A 19,043-nucleotide genomic window follows, 5' to 3' on the forward strand; every position below is an offset into this window, starting at 1 on the left:
CCAACGGGCTAATAATAGCTAATAGTATATTGTAGTCGTCGTACCCCGTAATATTTACAGTAATAACTAGACATGAGAGTAGGACCAGCAAACACGAAAAGATTTCATTGCCTGGCTGAAGGTAGCATTTATTCCAAATTTATTTATTAAAATGTATTAAAAAGAACGATATTTCGATCCTACTTACATGTCACGATTTTTAGCCGTGCGGTATTTATATGGATTTGAGTGACGCTGGATTCTTTCAGACTTTTCGATTTATGATATACTCTCGATATATGATTTGGATGGGATGGTGATGGCTGAATGAATCGTACACACGATCTAGGCAAGCTAATCAAACTAACTGGAGATAGAGCAAAACTGGACGCTAAAGCAAATGGCACATATATCGTCTACAAAACGCCGGATGGTCAATTTGTTAAAGAGTACAGTGATGGTCAAGTCGAACGAATTAAAGAACAGGATATTTTATCATGAGTGAGCCGTTTGCTACTATGTTTGTATTCGCAGGAAACAACGGAAGTGGCAAGAGTACAATTCGTAATCTAATCGTTAAACGGGATTTTACCATAGAGAGGATACTTGCTGATAGCTGGGTTAAAATCATTGATAGTTACTTGCAAAATAAAAATACTGATCAAGAATAAACCGACAACTGTATGATTCAGTGATCGGTTTATTCTATATTTACATCCTATTGTGTTCACAATGTCAATTCGATGTGTATTGCACCTCAAAATGAAACCCGTTAGTAATAACTGTTATTATTTTTTAACAGACTTTAGCAAGAGGATGAACAGCATTCTGATCGTAGCGGCTTCTTCGTATTCTTTTTCTCTACACTTTTTTCACTGGACGTAACACTGCGTAGCCGTATCCTTCCGGGAAATGCCGCTGATAATCCTGCTTCGTTTCCTCATCCCATTCATACCCCAGGCTGCTAGGGTCAAAGTTCCAAGCTTTCTCCTCCACCGTTCTCATAACGTCTCCATTGTTTTTTAAATAATTGAAGGGTGGGTGGAAAAACACCAGATAATCTGATTCGGGAATGTCCCGGCACTTCATTCCTGCGGGAATCTCTCCGGCATAGTCAGCGGCGACCGGTATTCCATAGAGATAGCCCTTCTGACCATCCTGATAGAACCAGCCCGCAGTTTGACCCAATTGTTCGGGAAGCTTGAGATGAGACATGCTTTCCAATGTTCCGCAAATTTCATCACAATTGTGACCGTTTCTCCAGAAATCACCGTAGTTTCGTGAAGAAGTATCCCAAATTCCAATAAATTTGTGTGCTGGTATACGCTCGATTTTGACTTCAGCTTCTTGCAAATGATCCTTAACCATCTTATCCCGCTCCTTCAAATGGTAATGATAAGGAGAGAATACCTCAACACGAATGGCTAACGGAATAGGTCGGGGCTCCTTCTGGTATACAGCCGGAGTTACCTCAAACGCTTTTACAAATGCCCGTGTAAAAGCCTCCTGTGAAGAAAACCCATACTTTACTGCAACATCGAGGATGCGGACATTGCTATCCCGGAGTTCCAGTGCAGCACGGCTAATCCGGCGCATCCACACATAATCCCTTAACGTCATTCCTGTAAGAGAATGAAACTGTTTTGTACAGTAGTAAGGGGAGTAGCCTAACTGATCGGACATTCTCAACAACGAAGGTGCTGAAGTAAGATTATTATCAATCCAATCGATCATGAGCTGGACCATTTCGTTCCATTCGTACACGAGGGTTCCCTCCTTTCGACTCCATCTTAACAGCCGGAATGCAGGAATATTTGACTTGAGTTGCATGCATTCTTTTGTATTATTTATGAAGCTTTAGTCAAGGGCTATGTTAGTCCTTGTTGTCTTGTACTATTTTATTCCTCTACATAACGGATATATGGGCGTTGAAAGTACCTTTGATCAGACACGAAATAATATTGTTTGCCTATAACCAGAGGAGGGATCACAGACTTTGAGGAAATATATAATTCTTTATATTCACTTCCGTTAGAAGCATCTCTCTGTATGACCAAGTAATCATCTGTAGTTTTAACTAATTTAGCGGTTTCTGCTGAGTGATGACCTGAATAATAATAAATCCAGCTGAAAATCAGTGAAAAAAATATAATTCTTAAAATAGTTGCAACTGTTTTATTCTTTGTAATCAACATTCGCGCAAACCTCCTACAATTCATTCTTTCATTTGTAATAAAATATGTATGATTGGTTATTTAACCTGTTTATGTATATTGTAAGGTGTATGATCCGATGATGAAAGTAACTTTCACACAAAAAGCCTATCTGCCGTTGTTCAGGCAGATAGGCTTTTATAACATAAAGTTCCATTATACTTCGTGTTTATACGCAGTCTGTGCCTCTACATTACAATTGCACCGACCACACATTCCCTATTGTCAGTTATCCCTACGCTGACGTGCGCGGGCTTCGCCGCCTCTACGGCCAGCTTCTTCCCTACTCATTCTCCCGTCGCTATCACTTTGGTCTGAATTGCCACGGGCTTCGCCACCTTTTTCGCCAATCTCCTGATAAAATTCTTTGTCGTGATTTTTAGCAGTAGCTTCTCCACCTAAACGTCCTGCCTCTTCGCGACTCAGTTTGCCATTTTGGTTGTTGTTAGCCATGTTCAATCACTCCTCATCGAATTTTAGTAAAGCGTGTTCGTGTATCTATTAACCTTCATGTCAGGAATTAAACATGTCTACTTTTTTATATAGGCTGGTAAATAACTGGATATATCCGCCTCGATCAGCGTTCCCATGCTTCTGTGTTCAATTGTTGCTGGCGGGTAAATAATGCCGGATAAATGAACAAGCTTAGCAGCACGCTGGTCAAAATAGCAGAGGTCATGGTAGTAAATACGATTAGCAATTGCAAACGCACGGCGGCAATCGGATTGGCACCTGCGATGATTTGTCCGGTCATCATGCCGGGAAGCTGGACAAGCCCTAACGTTTTCTGCCCCTCAATGGTTGGAATCATACTGGAACGTATGCAATCCTTGAGTATAGGGAAGATGGCTTGTCTAGGCGTGCCGCCTAGCGCCAGAATGAGCATGATTTCAGGCTTGCGCAGCAGGACTTCCGACTTGAGCCGGGACACCAGCAGGCTGGACAAAATCATGGAGCTGCCAATGATCATGCCGCTAATCGGAATCATATATCGGGCTGTCGCCGGAATAATATGCAGGCCAATCAGGAACGCCTGCGTAACGATTTCCACACACAGCAACGTCAGGAATGACTTCCACATGAGACCGGGGATAAATCGTCCTTTGCGCGTAACATTTTGTGAGGCTACGGTAATCATGAGCAGAATGAATAATACGATAAATCCGTAGCTTTGCATTCCAAAAATCAAATGCAATACATATCCAATCGCCAGCAGTTGAATCGACGCTCTGATCGTGGCGATGATAATGTCTCGGTCCAGACCGAGTTTGAAGGATTTGGACATGACGATGGCGATAAATACAAAACCGAGAGAGAGAATCAAGGCAACAATCGTCATACCCATTCTCCTGCTACAAACCTGCGGGTCTCACTATGCTGCGGAGCATTAAAAAATGTCTCCGTATCCGCTTGTTCTACCAGTCTTCCGTCGATCATCAGCCATGTCTCGTGGCCTATCCTGCGGGCTTGTTCCATATGATGCGTAATCCAGATCATCGTTGTTCCCTCTTCTTTGTTCATTTGCAGCAGCAGTTCCTCAACCTCTTTGACTGAGGCAGGGTCCAGTGCAGAAGTAATCTCATCCAGCAATAAAATATCCGGGCGGTTCGCGAGCGTCCGCGCCAAGGCCAAGCGCTGTCTTTGTCCACCGGACAGTTCCTGCGCCTTTTGTTCCAACAGATCGCGGGTGAGTCCTACGCGTTCCAACAGGCCGGCAGGATCATCCAGCACTGTACCGTGCAGCCGTTCTACGGTTTGGAGATTGTACAGGACAGTTCCCTGAAGCACGGGAGCATCCTGAAAAACCAATGCTACTTTCCGTCTCAGTTCAGGGATTTCCCAATCCGATATCGGTTTGCCGAGGACACGGATGTCCCCTTCATCCGGTGTCATTAGGAGGTTGCACAGTGAAAGCAACGTGCTTTTACCAGACCCCGATGGACCGACCAACGTGGTGATTTTGCCGGGGGAAACTTTTGCCGTAATCCCGTTCAGAACCGTACGTTGCTGTCCAGACCCGGCGAAATATTTGAGAATGTGATTGAATTCAATAGCTGGAAGTGGCTTGGGTTCCATAGATATAGCTAGCTCCTTTGTAGGGGATCGAGAAAGGGATCAGATCCGTTCTATAATCTTATTTTTTTATTATATCAGTAATGACTGCTATGCTCTTCTATAAAGGTTCGATGCAGGTTGGCTGTTGTAAACGGCATTTTCTTTGTATAAACTAACAGGATTAGTTAAAATAGAAACTAGATCAATTATGTATAGGTATAAGGAACCGGATTACATAGAAATTCGATGAAAGGAGACAGGATGATGTCGCCTAGAAACGGAGTAAAGCTGCAAGATATCCTACGGGCTGCCGAGGACATTGCCAATGAACAAGGGATGGGGGATGTCACGCTCACCACGCTGGCGCAAAAGCTGCATATTCGCCCTCCGTCCTTGTATAACCACGTGAACGGATTGAACGGACTGCGCCAAGTACTGGCATTGCACAGTCTCGAACAGTTGGAGGAAGCTTTGATGAGCGCAGCGGTTGGTAGAGCGGGCGAAGATGCGCTGACCGCTATGGGGAAGGCGTATATGCGGTATGCTCGGGAGCGACCCGGTTTGTATGAAGCGATGCTGTATGCAACTGATCGAAATGATACCGAAATGAGGCAGGCTGCGGATCGCGTGGCCGAGCTGGTCATTACCGTCCTGTCCAGTGGTTATGGCTTCAAGGAAGAAGATTGCATTCATGCAGCGAGGGGATTCCGTAGTCTGCTTCATGGATTCGCCTCGCTTGAACAAAAGGGCGGCTTTGGTTTACCTGTGGAGGTGGACCGGAGTATTGAGGTGATGATGGCTACCTTTTTGGCAGGTCTGCGTGTGCGGCAAAAGTGAGATGTCGAGCTTACCAAAGAAGTCTGATTTCAACCTGATGCAGCTAACATGATTGTGTCGCAGACCCGAAGGGTAAAATACATCTGTATAATGTAGATGAGAGACTGCGAATACAGGAGGGATATGAGTGAACGTACTGGTGATTGGTGCAAATGGAAAAGTAGGCAGACATCTTGTCCGTCTATTGGGGCAAAATGAATCGCATCGCGTAAAGGCGTTGATCCGAAATTCGGATCAGGCCGAAGCGCTTGAACGTTTGGGAGCAGAAACGGTGGTAGCTGACCTCGAAGGGACGGTTGGCGAAATTGCCGCAGCTATAAAAGGCAGCGATGCTGTCGTATTCACAGCAGGCTCCGGCGGGAATACAGGTGCAGATAAAACGCTGCTTATCGACCTGGATGGAGCGGTCAAAGCGATGGAAGCCGCTGAGCAAGCGGGTATTCAGCGCTTCGTTATGGTCAGCGCCCTACATGCGGAGAATCGGGAGCAGTGGCCCGAATCCATTAAACCGTATTATGTGGCGAAGCATTACGCTGACCGCCTGTTGGAAGCGAGCAACCTAGACTACACGATTCTTCGTCCGGGTGGCCTGACGGATGATGTGGGAACCGGCAAAGTTGCTACTGGTGAGGAGCTCACCAGCCACACCATTTCCCGTGAAGATGTGGCGGCAGCGGTGGTAGCAGCGCTGGGGGAACAGCAGACGTATCATCGTGCAATTAATTTGGTGTCTGGCAGTACGCCTATTGCTGAGGCAATCCGGCTGTAATTACGGATGAAGTTGTTGCCCAGAGGATGCTTATAAATGATAAAAGAGCGAGAAGACGACCATCCATGGTCATCTTCTCGCTTTAATCATTTTACAGCTTGGTTGGATCAATTCCTTTAGGGAAGGTTTCTTCAAAGCTATGCTTTTTCTCGTATAAGTTGTACCAAGCTTCTGCGATGATATCCGGGTCTCCTGGCGTACCTGCTTGTATGAGAGTGCCGATTGAAAGGTGCCCTACAAAAATCCCTTTTTCTTTCAGTTCATTATGCAGGTTAGTTGCATAGTTCCGAAGACCGGACATCACGATACCACCATTCCCAAGACTGGGCAAAGGGAACATGGCAGATATGCCTGTTGTAAATAGAATCGCACCCGAACCCTTGCTGATCATATCGGGCAATACTTCATTCACGGATAGAACTGCAGGAAGCACAATGCTATTGACTTGTTCCAAGACGCTTGCGGGCGTTGTTTCTAAAATATTTGTGAAATTACTCCATCCTGCATAAGGACTGAATTCGAGTACATCAATACTGCCTAAGTCCTTTTTAGCAGCCAGTAAGGCTTGTTTTAACGCGTTTAAATCCGTAATATCCGCGACATAAGAGCGCCCTACAATATTCAGACTTTTTAGTTCATTTGTGATGATTTCCAATTTTTCTGGATTGCGAGAAACTAAAGCTACCTTAAACCCCTGTGCCCCGAATTTTTTCGCGATAGATAAACCTAACCCGAGTCCCGCACCAATGATTGCAATAGTTTTCATCTTATATGAACTCCTTATTTGTGGTATATTTTAAAGCAACATATGTTGTTTTAGTAAGTATAAGCCCGCTTACTGTACGGAACAACCAACAATTAAATGAGAATGTTGCTATAAAATAAAAAACTAAAATGTGTAAAATAAGGAGGGCAGAATGTGGGGACAAAAGTAAAAAATATGCGAATGACACATACAAAGAGATCGTTGATTAATGCTTTTGTTAATTTGGTGAATGAAAAGGATTTTGAAAAGATAACAATAGCAGATCTAACAAAAGGGGCCCAAGTGAATCGTGCTACATTTTATGCACATTTTAATGATAAGTACGAAATGTTGGATTACATGATTGACGACTCTGCTTCGAACGTCATTGAAAAACGAACATTAGGAGTAGTAGAGTTCGATCAGGACACCATAAATCAACTCGTTCTAGCAGTATGTGACTTTCATCAACAACCGAAAATTAAATGTCGTCGTAGCTATTTAAGTCTTGCGCCTCTGTTGAAAGAAAAAATGTTAATTGAGCTGAAAAAATATTTAGTGAAAAGTTTAGATAACATCTGTACAGACTCAGAGAAGAGTTTTTATGTACCTATTTATGCCAATATCATACATGAGGCTGGTTATTTATGGGCATCTGGAAATACTCCGTTTGATAAAGAGGAAATAGCCAAGAAGGCTTCATTATTAATAACAGGAGGAAAAGGTTAATTCTTGTTTTGAGAGGCATCCCCGGAAGCAGAGTTCCGAGGATGCTTTTTTGCTGTTTCCTCAGTATGATCGTCCCCGTAGCAGTTCCAAGCTCCAACTCCGGGTGAATAGCGGCAAAAATATTTGCTTAAAACTAATTACATTATTTATAATACTAATATGATTAGTTTATAATTAAAATAAGGAGATGAGCTAAAATGCGTATTGTTCAGGTGCAGCATGTGTATCAATTGACATTTATGCCCCGCCTGTTTCCGGTGAACTGTTATTTGGTGGAGGAGAAAGAGGGGCTCACCTTGGTAGATGCCGGATTGCCATACAGTACCCGTGGTATAGAGCAGGCTGCAGCGCGGATCGGGCAGCCGATTATTCGAATTGTACTTACCCATGCCCATGGGGATCATGTAGGTGCGTTGGATAAGCTCAAGGCAAGGTATCCTGACGCGCAAGTATTCATTTCAAGGCGGGACGCACCGCTGCTACAGGGCGATGTATCGTTGGAGGCAGGAGAACCGGATACTCCTATTCGAGGCGATGTACCGAAGCATATTCTTACCCAGCCTGACGTTTTACTGGAGGACGGGGATCATGTAGGTTCGCTGTTGGCGATCAGCGCACCAGGACATACGCCGGGCTCGATGGCATTTTTGGATACTCGTACCCGCGCGTTGATTGCAGGCGACGCTTTCCAGACCCGAGGTGGTATAGCGGTATCGGGAAGGCTTAAGCCGCTGTTTCCTTTTCCGGCACTGGCTACCTGGAATAAAGAACTGTCGCTGAAAAGCGCCAAAAAGCTGGCGAGTTTCAATCCATCTTTACTAGCTGTTGGTCACGGTAACATGCTGAAGCATCCACAATCTCAGCTGGAAAGGGCGATTATGGAGATGGAACGACAATCTTCAGTGTGATGATTCCGTATTCAGCCAACATTCAGCCAGAACTCACAAAGTCCTAAGCTAAGGCAGATACAATATGGGAAAATAGAAACAGAGAGAGGTGCATCGGATTTGAACGTTTGGAAAACGAACGGTCTGAAATATATACTTCTATTTAGTCTCATATTGTGTGCTGTCGCTAGTGTCGTTTCGTTATGGAGTTATTCAGGTAGTTCTGCGTCCCAGTCTGCGGCTGATAGGCAGGGCCCATCCGGTGGGTTCGGAGGAGGAAGCGGACCTGGTGGAGGTATGGGAGGACCGGGGCAACGTCCTTCTGACGGTCAGACCGCGGGGAACCGTGGAGCAGGAAATGTAGGACAAGAACAGCAGGATTCGGCGAATAGTGCTGACAGCAAAAATCAGGGGACGACAGACCAAACTACCAACTCCTCCACTGAGGGTACATCGACATCGGGTGACAAAGGTACAACGGCCGGGAATGATACGTCTTCGGGCGGCAGTGGTGTTGCCGGAGACGGACAGCACAGAGGCCCCGGTGGCATGTCTGGTAACGGATCTGGCATGGGCGGTCCTGGCGGTGGTATGGGTGGTGGAAGAAGTGGCAACTCCTCATCTGCTTATGCTACTCCGCTGGCGATTTTCGCCGCTTTGTTCTTCGGTGCATTCGTGTTTATTGCGTACCGTTTTCGGGCTCGTGAATGGAAGCTCGGGGAACGTAATCGGGGACTGATGCTGTGGACAGTGCTGGGTGTGGGGTTCTTTTTAAGAATGGCGATCGCCCCATGGATCTCGGGTCATATGGATTTGATGCTATTCCGGAACTGGGCTACGACAGCAGCGGATAGCTTATCGGGCTTTTACACGAACGGATCAAGTGATTATCCGCCGTTCTATATTTATATTTTATATGTGATCGGTCAAATCGGCTCTACGGATGCTTTCAGTCCCTACATGTCCGTACTGCTGCGGCTTCCCAATATATTAGCCGATATCGTGACAGCGTACATGCTGTACCGGTTGGCGAGCAAACGGGTCGGCTATGGAATAAGCCTTGGATTGGCTATATTCTACGTGTTTAACCCAGCTGTATTTATCAATTCGACCTTCTGGGGACAGGTGGATTCTTTCTTTACTATGCTGATTGTGGGCATGATTGTGCTGCTTGTGGAAAACCGGGTCGGCTGGTCGACTGTATTGTTTACAGTAGCCGTATTGATGAAGCCGCAGGGGATTATTTATGGGCCTGTTTTGTTCTTTGAACTGCTGAGACAACGTAAAATACAGCCTTGGCTGTTGTCCATTGGCGGTGCTGTTGTGACGACCATTCTGGTCATATTGCCATTTTCGTGGGGGCAGGAGCCGTTATGGCTGCTTGACCTATACAAGGGAACGGTCGGCGAGTATCCGTATGCTTCGGTGAACGCATATAATTTCTTTGCACTGATCGGTGGCAATTATACGCAGGACACTACAACATTGTTCCTGTTCAGTTACCATACATGGGGTATGATCTGCATTGTGCTGGTGACTCTGTTTACGTGGTGGATGTATATCCGCAGTCGCAAACCACAATTTGCAGCGGCAGCTGCACTGGTGCTCATTGCAGGTGTATTTACCTTCGCTTCCAGCATGCATGAACGGTACTTGTTCCCTGCGGCAGCGTTAGCTGTACTAGCGTATCTGTATTTACGAGACCGCAGATTTTTGTGGCTTGCGGGTGGATTCAGTCTTACCATTTTCCTGAACACCTTTGATATCTTCTATAGCTCCAATGCTCGCGATTCATACGGTATTATTTTGTGTGTGACATCATTGTTGAACGTGTTGCTGTTTGGGTATTTGGTCAAAGTAGTATGGGATTGCTCCAAATCGACCACGATTGAGACTGCTCCTTCCACAGACAGAGTTTCGCCAGAACTTCCTTCAGCGCGGCCTGCATGGGGAACGTCTTCCCAAGGTGTGAACACGACAATTGATAGTTAGTGGAGTATAAAATATGCTAAAAAACCGCCTTTTAACGAAATGGAAGTGGTTGATAGATCAACTGCAATCCATAAGTTAAAGAAGCGGTTTTTCGTTGTCTTCATGTTAGAGTAACATTGTATCTATGTGTCTCAATCCATATATTCGTTCAGTTTCTGTACATCGCAGATGGTGATCTCTCGTGTACCCTTGCTATGAATAATCCCCAGCTGTTCAAATTTTCCGAATTTGCGACTGATGGTTTCGCGTGTGACACCAACATAATTAGCCATTTCCTCGCGTGAAAGGGGGAGGTTTATTTTAATGTAGGAACCATCCGGCTTCCCATATTTATGTCCAAGCTCAAGAATCATATAGGCGATGCGGATTTCCGGGTCTTTGGTAGCTAGGCTTTGAGCCAGGTTTTCGGTATGTGCCAAGCGTTTAGTAATGGTTTTGAGCAGCTTCAAAGAGATATCGGGATTGTTGCGAATCAACTGCTCCATATCATCCTTGGTGAGCATACAAATATCAGTATCTTTTAAGGCATACGCACTAAAGTTACTCAGCTCATCGCTGTTAAATATGTTCAACTCGCCAAAAAAATCGCCAGTTGTCAGAATGTGCAGAATTTGCTCCTTGCCCTGAGGCGTCATCTTCAGCAGCTTGACATGCCCGCTTTTAATAATGTACAGCGTATCGGATGCTTGTTCCTCGATAATCAGGGCTTCACCCTTCTGATATTTTCGGTGTCGGATCATGGAGCTGACCTTACACAAATCTTCGCAGGACAAAGAGGAAAAGATAGGCACTTTGCGGGCACAGGGCTCCTTTTCGCACTGGCAGGGACAGGACATCTCATTCACATTCATTCACTCCATTCATAAACCGGAAACTACAGGTTATAGCGCATGGTTGTTATTCTGTATCATCTATTGGGGCAAAATGACTTTGATCCTCACCGCAGACTGGACAAACCCAGTCTTCTGGAAGATCCTCAAACGCTGTACCGGGCATAACGTCTTCATCGGGGTCACCGATAGCAGGATCATAAATGTATCCACAGGGCTGACATACATATTTTTTCATCTCTAGTTCTCCTTGTCATTCATAATTTTTGTAAGCTCTGGTGCGTCCGGTTTGAGTCCCTGCATGATGGCTGTTTTGTATGGTAGTGAAGCAAGGGCATCCCCAAAGCCAATCACGCCGCAGATAGAGCCGTTTTGTATGAACATACGTGTATAAGAAGCTTGATTTTTAGTAATTAGGCTGGTGTCGCAGACTTGTTCATCTACTAGACCGATGGAAAAGAGAGGAGATTCATAGCAGTTCGAAAGGGTTACAGGGAGGGGACGCTGATAGCTGACGGATGCGCCCGCCATATTAGCGCCTGCTATTTTTCCCTGCTCCATTGCGCTTTCCCATAAACCATCTACTCTACTCTGAAATTCGGCTGCATCACCTGCTGCATAGATGTTGGCGGAGCTGGTCTCCATCTGCGCATTCACCAGAATGCCTTGTCCAATATCAAGGCCGATTTGGCGAGCAAGCTCCGTATTCGGTACAATTCCGATAGAGTACACGACATGCTCGCAGGGGATAACAGAGCCGTCCTGTAGTTCCACACCTTCTACGTGATCTGTGCCTCTAATACGTTTTACGCCTTGCCCAAGGTGTACCTGAGTACCCCGTTCGGTCATTCGATCGGTCAAAATAGCGGAGGCCTTCTCATCTAGCTGACGGGGCATAAGCCGATGCGAAGCTTCCAGTATGGTTACAGAATACCCTGCTTGCTGGAAGGACCAGGCGGTTTCCACGCCTTGAATACCGCCGCCGATGATACATATCCGGTCTCCCTGTCGCAATTCCGTTTTAAGGCGATCTGCATCTTGTCGAAAACGGATATTGTGAACGTTCCTTAGAGAAGCTCCATCTAGCACAAGCTTACGGTTGTGAGCTCCTGTACACAGCAGCAGTTTGTCATAAGCAACGGTTTGTCCATCTATTGTTTTGATAGTACAGTCCTCAGGATGTATCTCGGTTATCTTGATGCCGGAATACACATGAATTCGTTGATTGGCAAACCATTTTTCCTTTTTGATCAGGATTTTGTCACTGTGCAAATCAGTGAATAGTCCCTTGGAAAGTTTGACTCTGTTATACGGAAAGGATGCTTCCTCCCCGTAAATAGAAATTTCGGCCAGCTCATCTTGATCTCTAATCGCTTTTGCCGCGTTGACGGCGGCGACACTGCCTCCGATAATAACGTAATGTTGGTTACCCATTCAGTATCTCTCCTATTCGCTATACGCTACTGTGTTTTAAATAACACTAAGCAGTAGATCTGAGACAAATTCAGCGGCATTTTTAATTTTCTTCACTTTTTCAACTTCTGTAGGAGAGAAACGAATACGTACTGGGAATTCCACATGGGTCATACCCGTTGATTTGATTACATCTGAAGTGCTTTGAACCTTCATATTAGTACCGTTCAAGTAATCCTGTACAACTTCAATGGCTTCCCCGCTCCAGCCGTAGGAACCAAAGGCCGCAGCCAGCTTGCCTTCCAGATTCATCTTTTGCATTTGTTGCAACAGGTCTTCCAATTTGCCCGTCATGTCGGCATATTTGGTAGAGCTACCGACGAAAACAGCATCTGCTGAGGCAATACTATTCAATATTTCCGTTTCAGCGGCTTTATCCACGTCCCATAGCTCCACCTTGATTTGGTTCTCCAAAAAGCAGTCTTTCAGGATGTTTGCCATTTTTTTAGTGTTATTTTTTAGGGTGGCATAGACAATCGCTACTTTTTTATCATCCTTGGTTTCGGTACTCATAGAGGCGTACAAATCAATAAACTTGGAAATATCATGCCGGATCGCGAAGCCGTGGGAAGGTGCAATCATCTCAATATCCAGATCGGCAACAGCTTCGATTAATGTGCGCACATATCTGCGATGCGGATGAATAATAGCCTGATAGTATCCGATAAAGTCCTCGGTGATATCAAAACCAGCCTCATCGGCAAATAGATGCTCTACAGCCACATGTGTACTGAAAATGTCGCAAGGGAACAAGATTCTATCTTCTATACAATACGTAATCATGGTTTCTTCTGTATGCAGATAAGGAGTTTCTTTGAATAGCAGCGTTTTGCCTCCAATGTCCAGTTGATCCCCATCCTTGATGACGAGGAAGTTGCGATGCTGAAGCTTGTACATTTGTTGAATTTCCGGAACGGCAATCTCAGTGCAGACAATCGTAGCGTTCGTTGCCTTGGAAGCAAGTGCCGCCAATCCGCCGGAGTGATCTGGTTCTGTGTGATTGACGATGATATATTGAATATCCAATGGATCGATCAATTCGGTTACAGCTTCGGCAAATTCTCTACCGAACGCCATATCTACGGTATCCACAATGGTTGGTTTTCCAGTTTTCAATAGATATGCATTATAGGTTGTACCCTTAGATAATGTAAGACGATGAAAGGGTACCTCACGGTCATCAATTTTTCCTACCCAATAAATATCCTTTGCCAGCTTGAATCCAGGCTTCATATGAAATAACCTCCTGCTTGTTTGGTTTATTTAACACAATTTGATTCTAGTTGGACGTATCGATGAAAAAGATGATTGAAATCAAATTTTTGAATATTTTAAAAGTATTTTTACTTAAATTTAGTTTTGTGATTGCAATCACAAGGCGAGCGAAATAATCCAATACAATAAAGGTATTAATCCATCTTAAGCAAATTTAATTTCAAACAGGAGCGTGAACCAATATGAAAAAATCAAACCTCATTCAGTTTCAGGAATATAAAGAAGCTGGGTTTACAAAACGAATTGTGCATAAGGAAGCCGACAATGTAATATTTATTCTCAACTTTACTCCTAATGCCGAGCTACCAACACATAATCACCCAGGAGCGAATGTATATTTGCTGGTTCTTGAAGGCAGCGGTACTGTAACTGTGAACGGCGAAACAACGGAAGTTATCCAAGGGGATATCATTCATGTTACGGGGGATGAGCACTTTTCCTATCGTGGCGGTGCAGAGGCGAATTCCAGTCTGCATGTAGTGTTGACCCAAACGCCAAGTGAAAGCTATGCGCAAAACATATAAAAGAGGACACAGCAGAAACATGCTCATATAAAAAAAGAAAATGGTTATTTTTTTCCACTCATATTGATAATGAATATCATTATCAAATTTTAAGAAGAGGTGTTAATAACCAATGCAGACAGTAGATTACAAACAGGTGCCAGGGCACTGGATATTAGCAAGTCTCGGTAAGCGCGTGCTTAGGCCCGGAGGGTTAAAAACAACACGTTGGATGATAGAGGGACTTGACGTAACCGGGCAGGATGAGGTTATTGAGTTTGCCCCCGGATTGGGTATAACTGCCCAAATCACATTGCGGCTTAATCCCCGTCGTTATATTGCGATTGAACAGAATGAGAAGGCGGCTTCTATTGTAAAGACGTATGCAAGCGGAGCAAACCGGGAAGTCATTATTGCCGATGCTGAACAGGTTCCGTTGCCAGATGCCTCTGCGACGGTGGTATATGGGGAAGCCATGCTGACGATGCACACAAGGGCCAAGAAAGCGCAGATTATTTCGGAAGCCAGGCGGCTTTTGAAAGTAGGCGGGAAGTATGCAATTCATGAGATGTGCCTTGCTTCTAACCATATTGAGCCTGCGCTCAGAAAACAAATTTACAAGGATTTGGCTACAGCCATGAGAGTTAATGCGACACCGTTGACGGTGTCAGAGTGGGAACAGCTGCTGAAAGAGGAAGGCTTTAAGGTCGTTAAAATCTATACGGTTCCCATGCACTTATTGCATCTGCCACGTATCATTCAGGACGAGGGCTGGTTGAGATTTGGGAAAATTGTCTTTAACCTTATGCGTAACCATGCTGCCCGAACAAGGGTTATGGGTATGCGCAAGCAGTTTGTAAATTACGCCGACCATCTGCAAGCGGTCAGTATCATCGCTGAGCGATAGCCTGAATTCATGAATAAGAGAATAAAGCTTTTTATGCAATAGCAATAAAGGAGACGAACCCCTATTCAGGGATTCGTCTCCTTTTTGTATATTTGCTGCTTTGGCCTGGCTGCTGGAGTGTGCATGCTTTTCACCCCTCTATTCGTCATATAATAGGTGTAAAGAAAATTTCCAATTCCTGATGTTTTACATTACCATAGTGACTGAGATCATTGGAATAGTTAACTAAAATAATAAAATAGGCATACATCAAAAGGAGGAAGCCTGTTATGAAGCTGCATCGAGCCATTGTGGTGGATGATGAAACCTTTACTCGTAAAGGGCTGCTTCAACTCATGGATTGGCAAGCCTGTGGATTTGAAATCGTAGGAGAAGCTGATAACGGTGAGGATGCGCAGGAGCTAATCAGCCGTGTTCACCCGGACCTGGTCATTACGGATATTCGTATGCCTGTGCTGGACGGATTAGAGCTGATTCGGTCTGTGCTCGAACAGAGTACAGACCATCCCGCGTTTATTATCTTAAGCGGCTATAGTGATTTTGCTTATGCGCAGCAGGCAATTCGCTATGGGGTTCATGATTTTATGCTTAAGCCGATCGATGAGGGTGACTTTTCGGCTACACTGCGCAAGCTGAGTGAAAGACTGCATCGTGAACAACAGAATGCACAACGATATCAGAATCACCATGCAGGTGGGCTGTTAGAGACTGTGATGATGAACCCAGTGGATGATGTAGTGGTGACACAGTGGGAGCAGCAGCTACGGCTTGGGGAAGCCGCGTATATGTACTATGTACTCGTCGAGCTGAATGACCAGCATCCCTGGCGCTCCGGTGACAATAATATCATGCTATCGCTTTTCCAATTCAGGGAGCTTATAGAGCAAGCGCTTCATCGTTTAATGGATGGCAAGTACCCTTTCTATGTTCATGAGCATCGTAACCGGATTGGTCTTATCGTACCGGACTTCTTTTTGGGGTGTTTTGAAGGCAAGGTCGAAGTTTTTATGAAAGCGCTACAACGAGAGATAGAGGGGATGAAGACACTAAAAGATCAGCTGGGAAGTCGGGTTTTCGTTTATGCAGGAAAGCCTGTGAATCGGTTGCAGGATATCCAGCAGTCCTATGCCTGTGCGAAGGAAGCAGTGCTCCATAAATACATTTATGACGATGGGGGTATTGTTGTATATCTACAGGAGGAAATGCCACCACTTCACTATAAGACCATCCCTCAGGACGTACTGGATCGCTTGACGGAACAAGTTGAGGAACTGCGGTTGGATGAGCTACGTGTGGCCGTGGATTATTTATTTAGCAGTTTTCGGGAGGAGTGTTATGCACCTGAGGCTATGAAAATGAGTCTGCATCAATGCTTACTTAGTATCGTTCGGGTCATTCAAAACATGCAGGGAGATGAGCGCTCACTTCAGTCACTAGAACCGATGATGAACTGGCAGGACATGAACCTGTCAATGGGTGAACTACAGCGATTGTTTACAGCTTTTGTAGAGGAAAGTGGAAGGTATATTTGGGTTCTGCGCAAGGATTGTCAGCAAGGAGGCATCCAGCACATCCGTGCTTACATTGAGCAGCATGCCGCCGAGAATATAAGCTTGAAAAGTATTGCGGCTCGCTTTTACATGAACCCGGTATACCTCGGTCAATTGTTCAGGAAAACATATGGTGTGTACTTTAACGAATTTCTGCTGAAATTGCGTGTTCAGGAGGCGAAACGCTTGTTGCGGCAGACGGATTTGCGGATTTATGAAATTGCTGAGCGCGTGGGCTTCGGCAGTTCAGACTATTTTGTTACCCAGTTTGAAAAGATGACGCATGCCACGCCAAGCGAATACCGCAACAGCCTAAGTGTTGGCATCGAGACAGAGAGGACCAGCGAGTGAAGATGCTGAGAATGACTCTTGATCATGTGCGACTGCGAGATAAAATGCTGCTGCTTTATTTTCTCTGTGTTTTTACGCCTGTAGTGTTAACCAATTTGATTTTTTACCATGTTACTTCGCAAAATGTGAAAGAACAGCGTATGCAGGATATTTCGCGAGCACTGGAACAGGTTAAAATTGAATTTTACCGTGAGTTTGAGGATGCACTGGAAATCTCATCTAACTTTTATACCGATCATCAGCTTAATGAGGTTCTGGAGGAAACATATCCCCAGCCCGCTGACTATATCGCTGCTTATGACTCTTATTTGCGTCGTATCTTGAACAATACTTTTAGCCCTGTATATCATTCCGTAGGTGGAATTACGATCTACACAGATAATCCGACGCTACTGGATGCCGGGGGAGTCAGCTTTATAGATGAGAGAGTCAGAAGCTTGCCCTGGTATAACAAAATCCCTGCCGGACGGCAGTCCAAGCCCATATTTGTACGCACCGAGGACAGCACAGGCGAACAGCTACACCCTTTTAGCCTAATTCGGCGGATGGACTACTTTTATTCTCAAAAGGACCGTGAAAAAATACTGAAAATAGAACTGCGAATGTCATCCATTCGGGATATTTTCAATAACCTGAATTTGCAGGGAAGTCTCTTTCTGTTGAACGAACGAGGGGAAATCGAATATACAACAGACCCTAAAGTGGATATAAACCGGAAAAATGTAGCCTATAGCGCTCTCAAACTGTCCGAGGACACTATGGAGTTCAAAACGAATTATGTGCTTAGGAATAATCTGAACGGCTGGAGCATTGTGGCTACGGTATCCAGAGATCAAATACTGTATGAAATGCGGGAATCCCGCAACTCAGTGCTTTTGTTAACCTGTGTAAATATGCTGCTGCCTACATTAATTATTATCTGGATTACACGTTCGCTGAACGTGAGGATTCATCGTATTTTAAAGCACATGAAAAAGGTGAAAAACCAGCATTTTGAGCTGATTCCCGGTACAGAGTCGCGAGATGAAATCGGGCAATTAACAGGTGAGTTTAACCGAATGACGTTGAAAATAAGGCGACTGATTAACGATGTTTATAGGGCCGATATTCAGCGAAAAAATCTAGAAATTCAGCGCAGACATGCCCAGTTGAATGCACTTCACAGCCAGATCAACCCGCATTTCCTGTTCAATGCGCTGGAGACGATTCGCATGCGGAGCTTGATGAAGCATGAGGATGAGACATCGCGCATTATTCATAACATGGCACGGATTTTCCGCAATTCGCTGGTGTGGAACAAGGATCGGGTTACTTTGGGGGAGGAGCTGGAGCTAATCCGTTGTTTTCTGGAAATTCAGCAATATCGTTTTGGAGAGCGGATACAGTACGAAGTGCAGGCGCGCCCTGAGGACTTGGACAATTTGCTTCCCAAAATGGTCGTGCTGACATTGGTCGAAAATGCAAGTATCCACGGCATTGAGCCGCTAAAGCATGGAGGACGCATTGAGATTCATTTCGAGCGTAAGGAAGAACAACTGCTTTTAACCGTTCGGGATGATGGAGTTGGCATGTCTGCGGAACAGGTACAACGTTTATATGGTTACATGCAAAGACAGGAAGAAATGGGTGAACATATAGGCCTGCAAAATGTCATCTATCGCCTTAAGCTTTACTATGGGAGCCGATTTAAGCTTACCATTCGCAGTGTACCCGGCGAGGGTACGGAGATCCAAATTAGGATTCCAGCGGAACGGGAGTGAGAACAGTACCTTATAGCCTTGAAAAACGCTAACCTATAGTTTCCTAAGTAATACCTTTAAATTGATAGTTGAACGAAATGAACAGCATTTTATAGAATGAAAGTGCTTACATTTTGAGGTATGCGCGATTCTTAATGCTTGCGGCATGTCCGCATGATTCACATAACCGGCAAAAGAGGGCGAAGGAG

General features: G+C 45.0%; 21 protein-coding genes. 11 read left to right on the forward strand and 10 right to left on the reverse strand.

The window, feature by feature from the left end:
• Window positions 1-306: 306 nt before the first annotated feature.
• Together ACQW03_RS12410 and ACQW03_RS12415 are read left to right on the forward strand one after the other, a co-directional pair.
• Window positions 307-480 carry a hypothetical protein gene (locus ACQW03_RS12410; protein ID WP_179085896.1) on the forward strand — a complete coding sequence of 58 codons (174 nt, stop codon included), beginning with the start codon at window positions 307-309 and terminating at the stop codon, window positions 478-480.
• Window positions 477-650: a hypothetical protein gene (locus ACQW03_RS12415; protein ID WP_158659132.1), complete on the forward strand. Its 174-nt coding sequence runs from the start codon at window positions 477-479 to the stop codon at window positions 648-650. The genes ACQW03_RS12410 and ACQW03_RS12415 overlap by 4 nt, the downstream gene beginning before the upstream one ends.
• A gap of 190 nt (window positions 651-840) precedes the next feature.
• On the opposite strand, the gene ACQW03_RS12420 is transcribed toward ACQW03_RS12415, so the two are convergent.
• The 5 genes from ACQW03_RS12420 to ACQW03_RS12440 all read right to left on the reverse strand — a co-directional run bounded on the left by ACQW03_RS12420 (window position 841) and on the right by ACQW03_RS12440 (window position 4,268).
• Window positions 841-1,743, reverse strand: coding sequence for an AraC family transcriptional regulator (locus ACQW03_RS12420; protein WP_071643849.1), 903 nt, complete (start codon window positions 1,741-1,743; stop codon window positions 841-843).
• A gap of 134 nt (window positions 1,744-1,877) precedes the next feature.
• On the reverse strand, window positions 1,878-2,174 hold the full coding sequence (locus ACQW03_RS12425; protein ID WP_441949925.1) for a hypothetical protein: 297 nt from the start codon (window positions 2,172-2,174) through the stop codon (window positions 1,878-1,880).
• A gap of 243 nt (window positions 2,175-2,417) precedes the next feature.
• Window positions 2,418-2,645: a KGG domain-containing protein gene (locus ACQW03_RS12430; protein WP_441949927.1), complete on the reverse strand. Its 228-nt coding sequence runs from the start codon at window positions 2,643-2,645 to the stop codon at window positions 2,418-2,420.
• Window positions 2,646-2,769: 124 nt separating this feature from the next.
• Window positions 2,770-3,531 carry an ABC transporter permease gene (locus ACQW03_RS12435; RefSeq protein ID WP_441949929.1) on the reverse strand — a complete coding sequence of 254 codons (762 nt, stop codon included), beginning with the start codon at window positions 3,529-3,531 and terminating at the stop codon, window positions 2,770-2,772.
• Window positions 3,528-4,268 carry an ABC transporter ATP-binding protein gene (locus ACQW03_RS12440; protein WP_071643843.1) on the reverse strand — a complete coding sequence of 247 codons (741 nt, stop codon included), beginning with the start codon at window positions 4,266-4,268 and terminating at the stop codon, window positions 3,528-3,530. Before ACQW03_RS12440 ends, ACQW03_RS12435 begins: the two co-directional genes overlap by 4 nt.
• Before the next feature lie 243 nt (window positions 4,269-4,511).
• Here ACQW03_RS12440 and ACQW03_RS12445 point away from each other — a divergent pair, with 243 nt between their 5' ends.
• Together ACQW03_RS12445 and ACQW03_RS12450 are read left to right on the forward strand one after the other, a co-directional pair.
• A complete protein-coding gene (locus tag ACQW03_RS12445; RefSeq protein WP_104497617.1) occupies window positions 4,512-5,084 on the forward strand; it encodes a TetR/AcrR family transcriptional regulator in 573 nt (190 codons plus the stop codon).
• Between the two features lie 127 nt (window positions 5,085-5,211).
• Window positions 5,212-5,853 carry an SDR family oxidoreductase gene (locus ACQW03_RS12450; RefSeq protein WP_071643839.1) on the forward strand — a complete coding sequence of 214 codons (642 nt, stop codon included), beginning with the start codon at window positions 5,212-5,214 and terminating at the stop codon, window positions 5,851-5,853.
• A gap of 91 nt (window positions 5,854-5,944) precedes the next feature.
• On the opposite strand, the gene ACQW03_RS12455 is transcribed toward ACQW03_RS12450, so the two are convergent.
• Window positions 5,945-6,619, reverse strand: coding sequence for an SDR family NAD(P)-dependent oxidoreductase (locus ACQW03_RS12455; RefSeq protein ID WP_441949932.1), 675 nt, complete (start codon window positions 6,617-6,619; stop codon window positions 5,945-5,947).
• Between the two features lie 153 nt (window positions 6,620-6,772).
• Between ACQW03_RS12455 and ACQW03_RS12460 the strand changes: the two genes are divergently transcribed.
• The 3 genes from ACQW03_RS12460 (at window position 6,773) to ACQW03_RS12470 (ending at window position 10,206) form a co-directional block, all read left to right on the forward strand.
• A complete protein-coding gene (locus ACQW03_RS12460; RefSeq protein WP_076292775.1) occupies window positions 6,773-7,327 on the forward strand; it encodes a TetR/AcrR family transcriptional regulator in 555 nt (184 codons plus the stop codon).
• Window positions 7,328-7,524: 197 nt separating this feature from the next.
• Window positions 7,525-8,235: an MBL fold metallo-hydrolase gene (locus ACQW03_RS12465; protein WP_076292774.1), complete on the forward strand. Its 711-nt coding sequence runs from the start codon at window positions 7,525-7,527 to the stop codon at window positions 8,233-8,235.
• 276 nt (window positions 8,236-8,511) lie between these two features.
• Entirely contained in the window at window positions 8,512-10,206 is a 1,695-nt protein-coding gene (locus ACQW03_RS12470; protein WP_441952386.1) for a glycosyltransferase 87 family protein, read from the forward strand.
• Window positions 10,207-10,337: 131 nt separating this feature from the next.
• On the opposite strand, the gene ACQW03_RS12475 is transcribed toward ACQW03_RS12470, so the two are convergent.
• The 4 genes from ACQW03_RS12475 to ACQW03_RS12490 all read right to left on the reverse strand — a co-directional run bounded on the left by ACQW03_RS12475 (window position 10,338) and on the right by ACQW03_RS12490 (window position 13,742).
• Window positions 10,338-11,042 (reverse strand): Crp/Fnr family transcriptional regulator, encoded by a 705-nt coding sequence (locus ACQW03_RS12475; RefSeq protein ID WP_069292037.1) that lies wholly within the window; start codon window positions 11,040-11,042, stop codon window positions 10,338-10,340.
• 61 nt (window positions 11,043-11,103) lie between these two features.
• A complete protein-coding gene (gene rd, locus ACQW03_RS12480) occupies window positions 11,104-11,274 on the reverse strand; it encodes a rubredoxin (protein WP_007432984.1) in 171 nt (56 codons plus the stop codon).
• 2 nt (window positions 11,275-11,276) lie between these two features.
• Entirely contained in the window at window positions 11,277-12,470 is a 1,194-nt protein-coding gene (locus ACQW03_RS12485) for an NAD(P)/FAD-dependent oxidoreductase (protein ID WP_076292772.1), read from the reverse strand.
• Window positions 12,471-12,506: 36 nt separating this feature from the next.
• Window positions 12,507-13,742, reverse strand: coding sequence for an FprA family A-type flavoprotein (locus tag ACQW03_RS12490; RefSeq protein WP_104497621.1), 1,236 nt, complete (start codon window positions 13,740-13,742; stop codon window positions 12,507-12,509).
• A 224-nt stretch (window positions 13,743-13,966) separates the two neighbouring features.
• Here ACQW03_RS12490 and ACQW03_RS12495 point away from each other — a divergent pair, with 224 nt between their 5' ends.
• The 4 genes from ACQW03_RS12495 to ACQW03_RS12510 all read left to right on the forward strand — a co-directional run bounded on the left by ACQW03_RS12495 (window position 13,967) and on the right by ACQW03_RS12510 (window position 18,855).
• Window positions 13,967-14,308, forward strand: a complete 342-nt coding sequence (locus ACQW03_RS12495) for a cupin domain-containing protein (RefSeq protein WP_076292771.1) — start codon at window positions 13,967-13,969, stop codon at window positions 14,306-14,308.
• A 112-nt stretch (window positions 14,309-14,420) separates the two neighbouring features.
• Window positions 14,421-15,194: a class I SAM-dependent methyltransferase gene (locus ACQW03_RS12500; protein WP_076292770.1), complete on the forward strand. Its 774-nt coding sequence runs from the start codon at window positions 14,421-14,423 to the stop codon at window positions 15,192-15,194.
• A gap of 269 nt (window positions 15,195-15,463) precedes the next feature.
• Window positions 15,464-17,095, forward strand: coding sequence for a response regulator transcription factor (locus tag ACQW03_RS12505; RefSeq protein WP_441949937.1), 1,632 nt, complete (start codon window positions 15,464-15,466; stop codon window positions 17,093-17,095).
• Window positions 17,092-18,855, forward strand: a complete 1,764-nt coding sequence (locus tag ACQW03_RS12510; RefSeq protein ID WP_071643822.1) for a sensor histidine kinase — start codon at window positions 17,092-17,094, stop codon at window positions 18,853-18,855. Before ACQW03_RS12505 ends, ACQW03_RS12510 begins: the two co-directional genes overlap by 4 nt.
• The last annotated feature ends 188 nt before the right edge of the window (window positions 18,856-19,043 follow it).

Source organism: Paenibacillus sp. DRB1-1 (assembly GCF_052119485.1).
Classification (GTDB): domain Bacteria; phylum Bacillota; class Bacilli; order Paenibacillales; family Paenibacillaceae; genus Paenibacillus; species Paenibacillus polymyxa_B.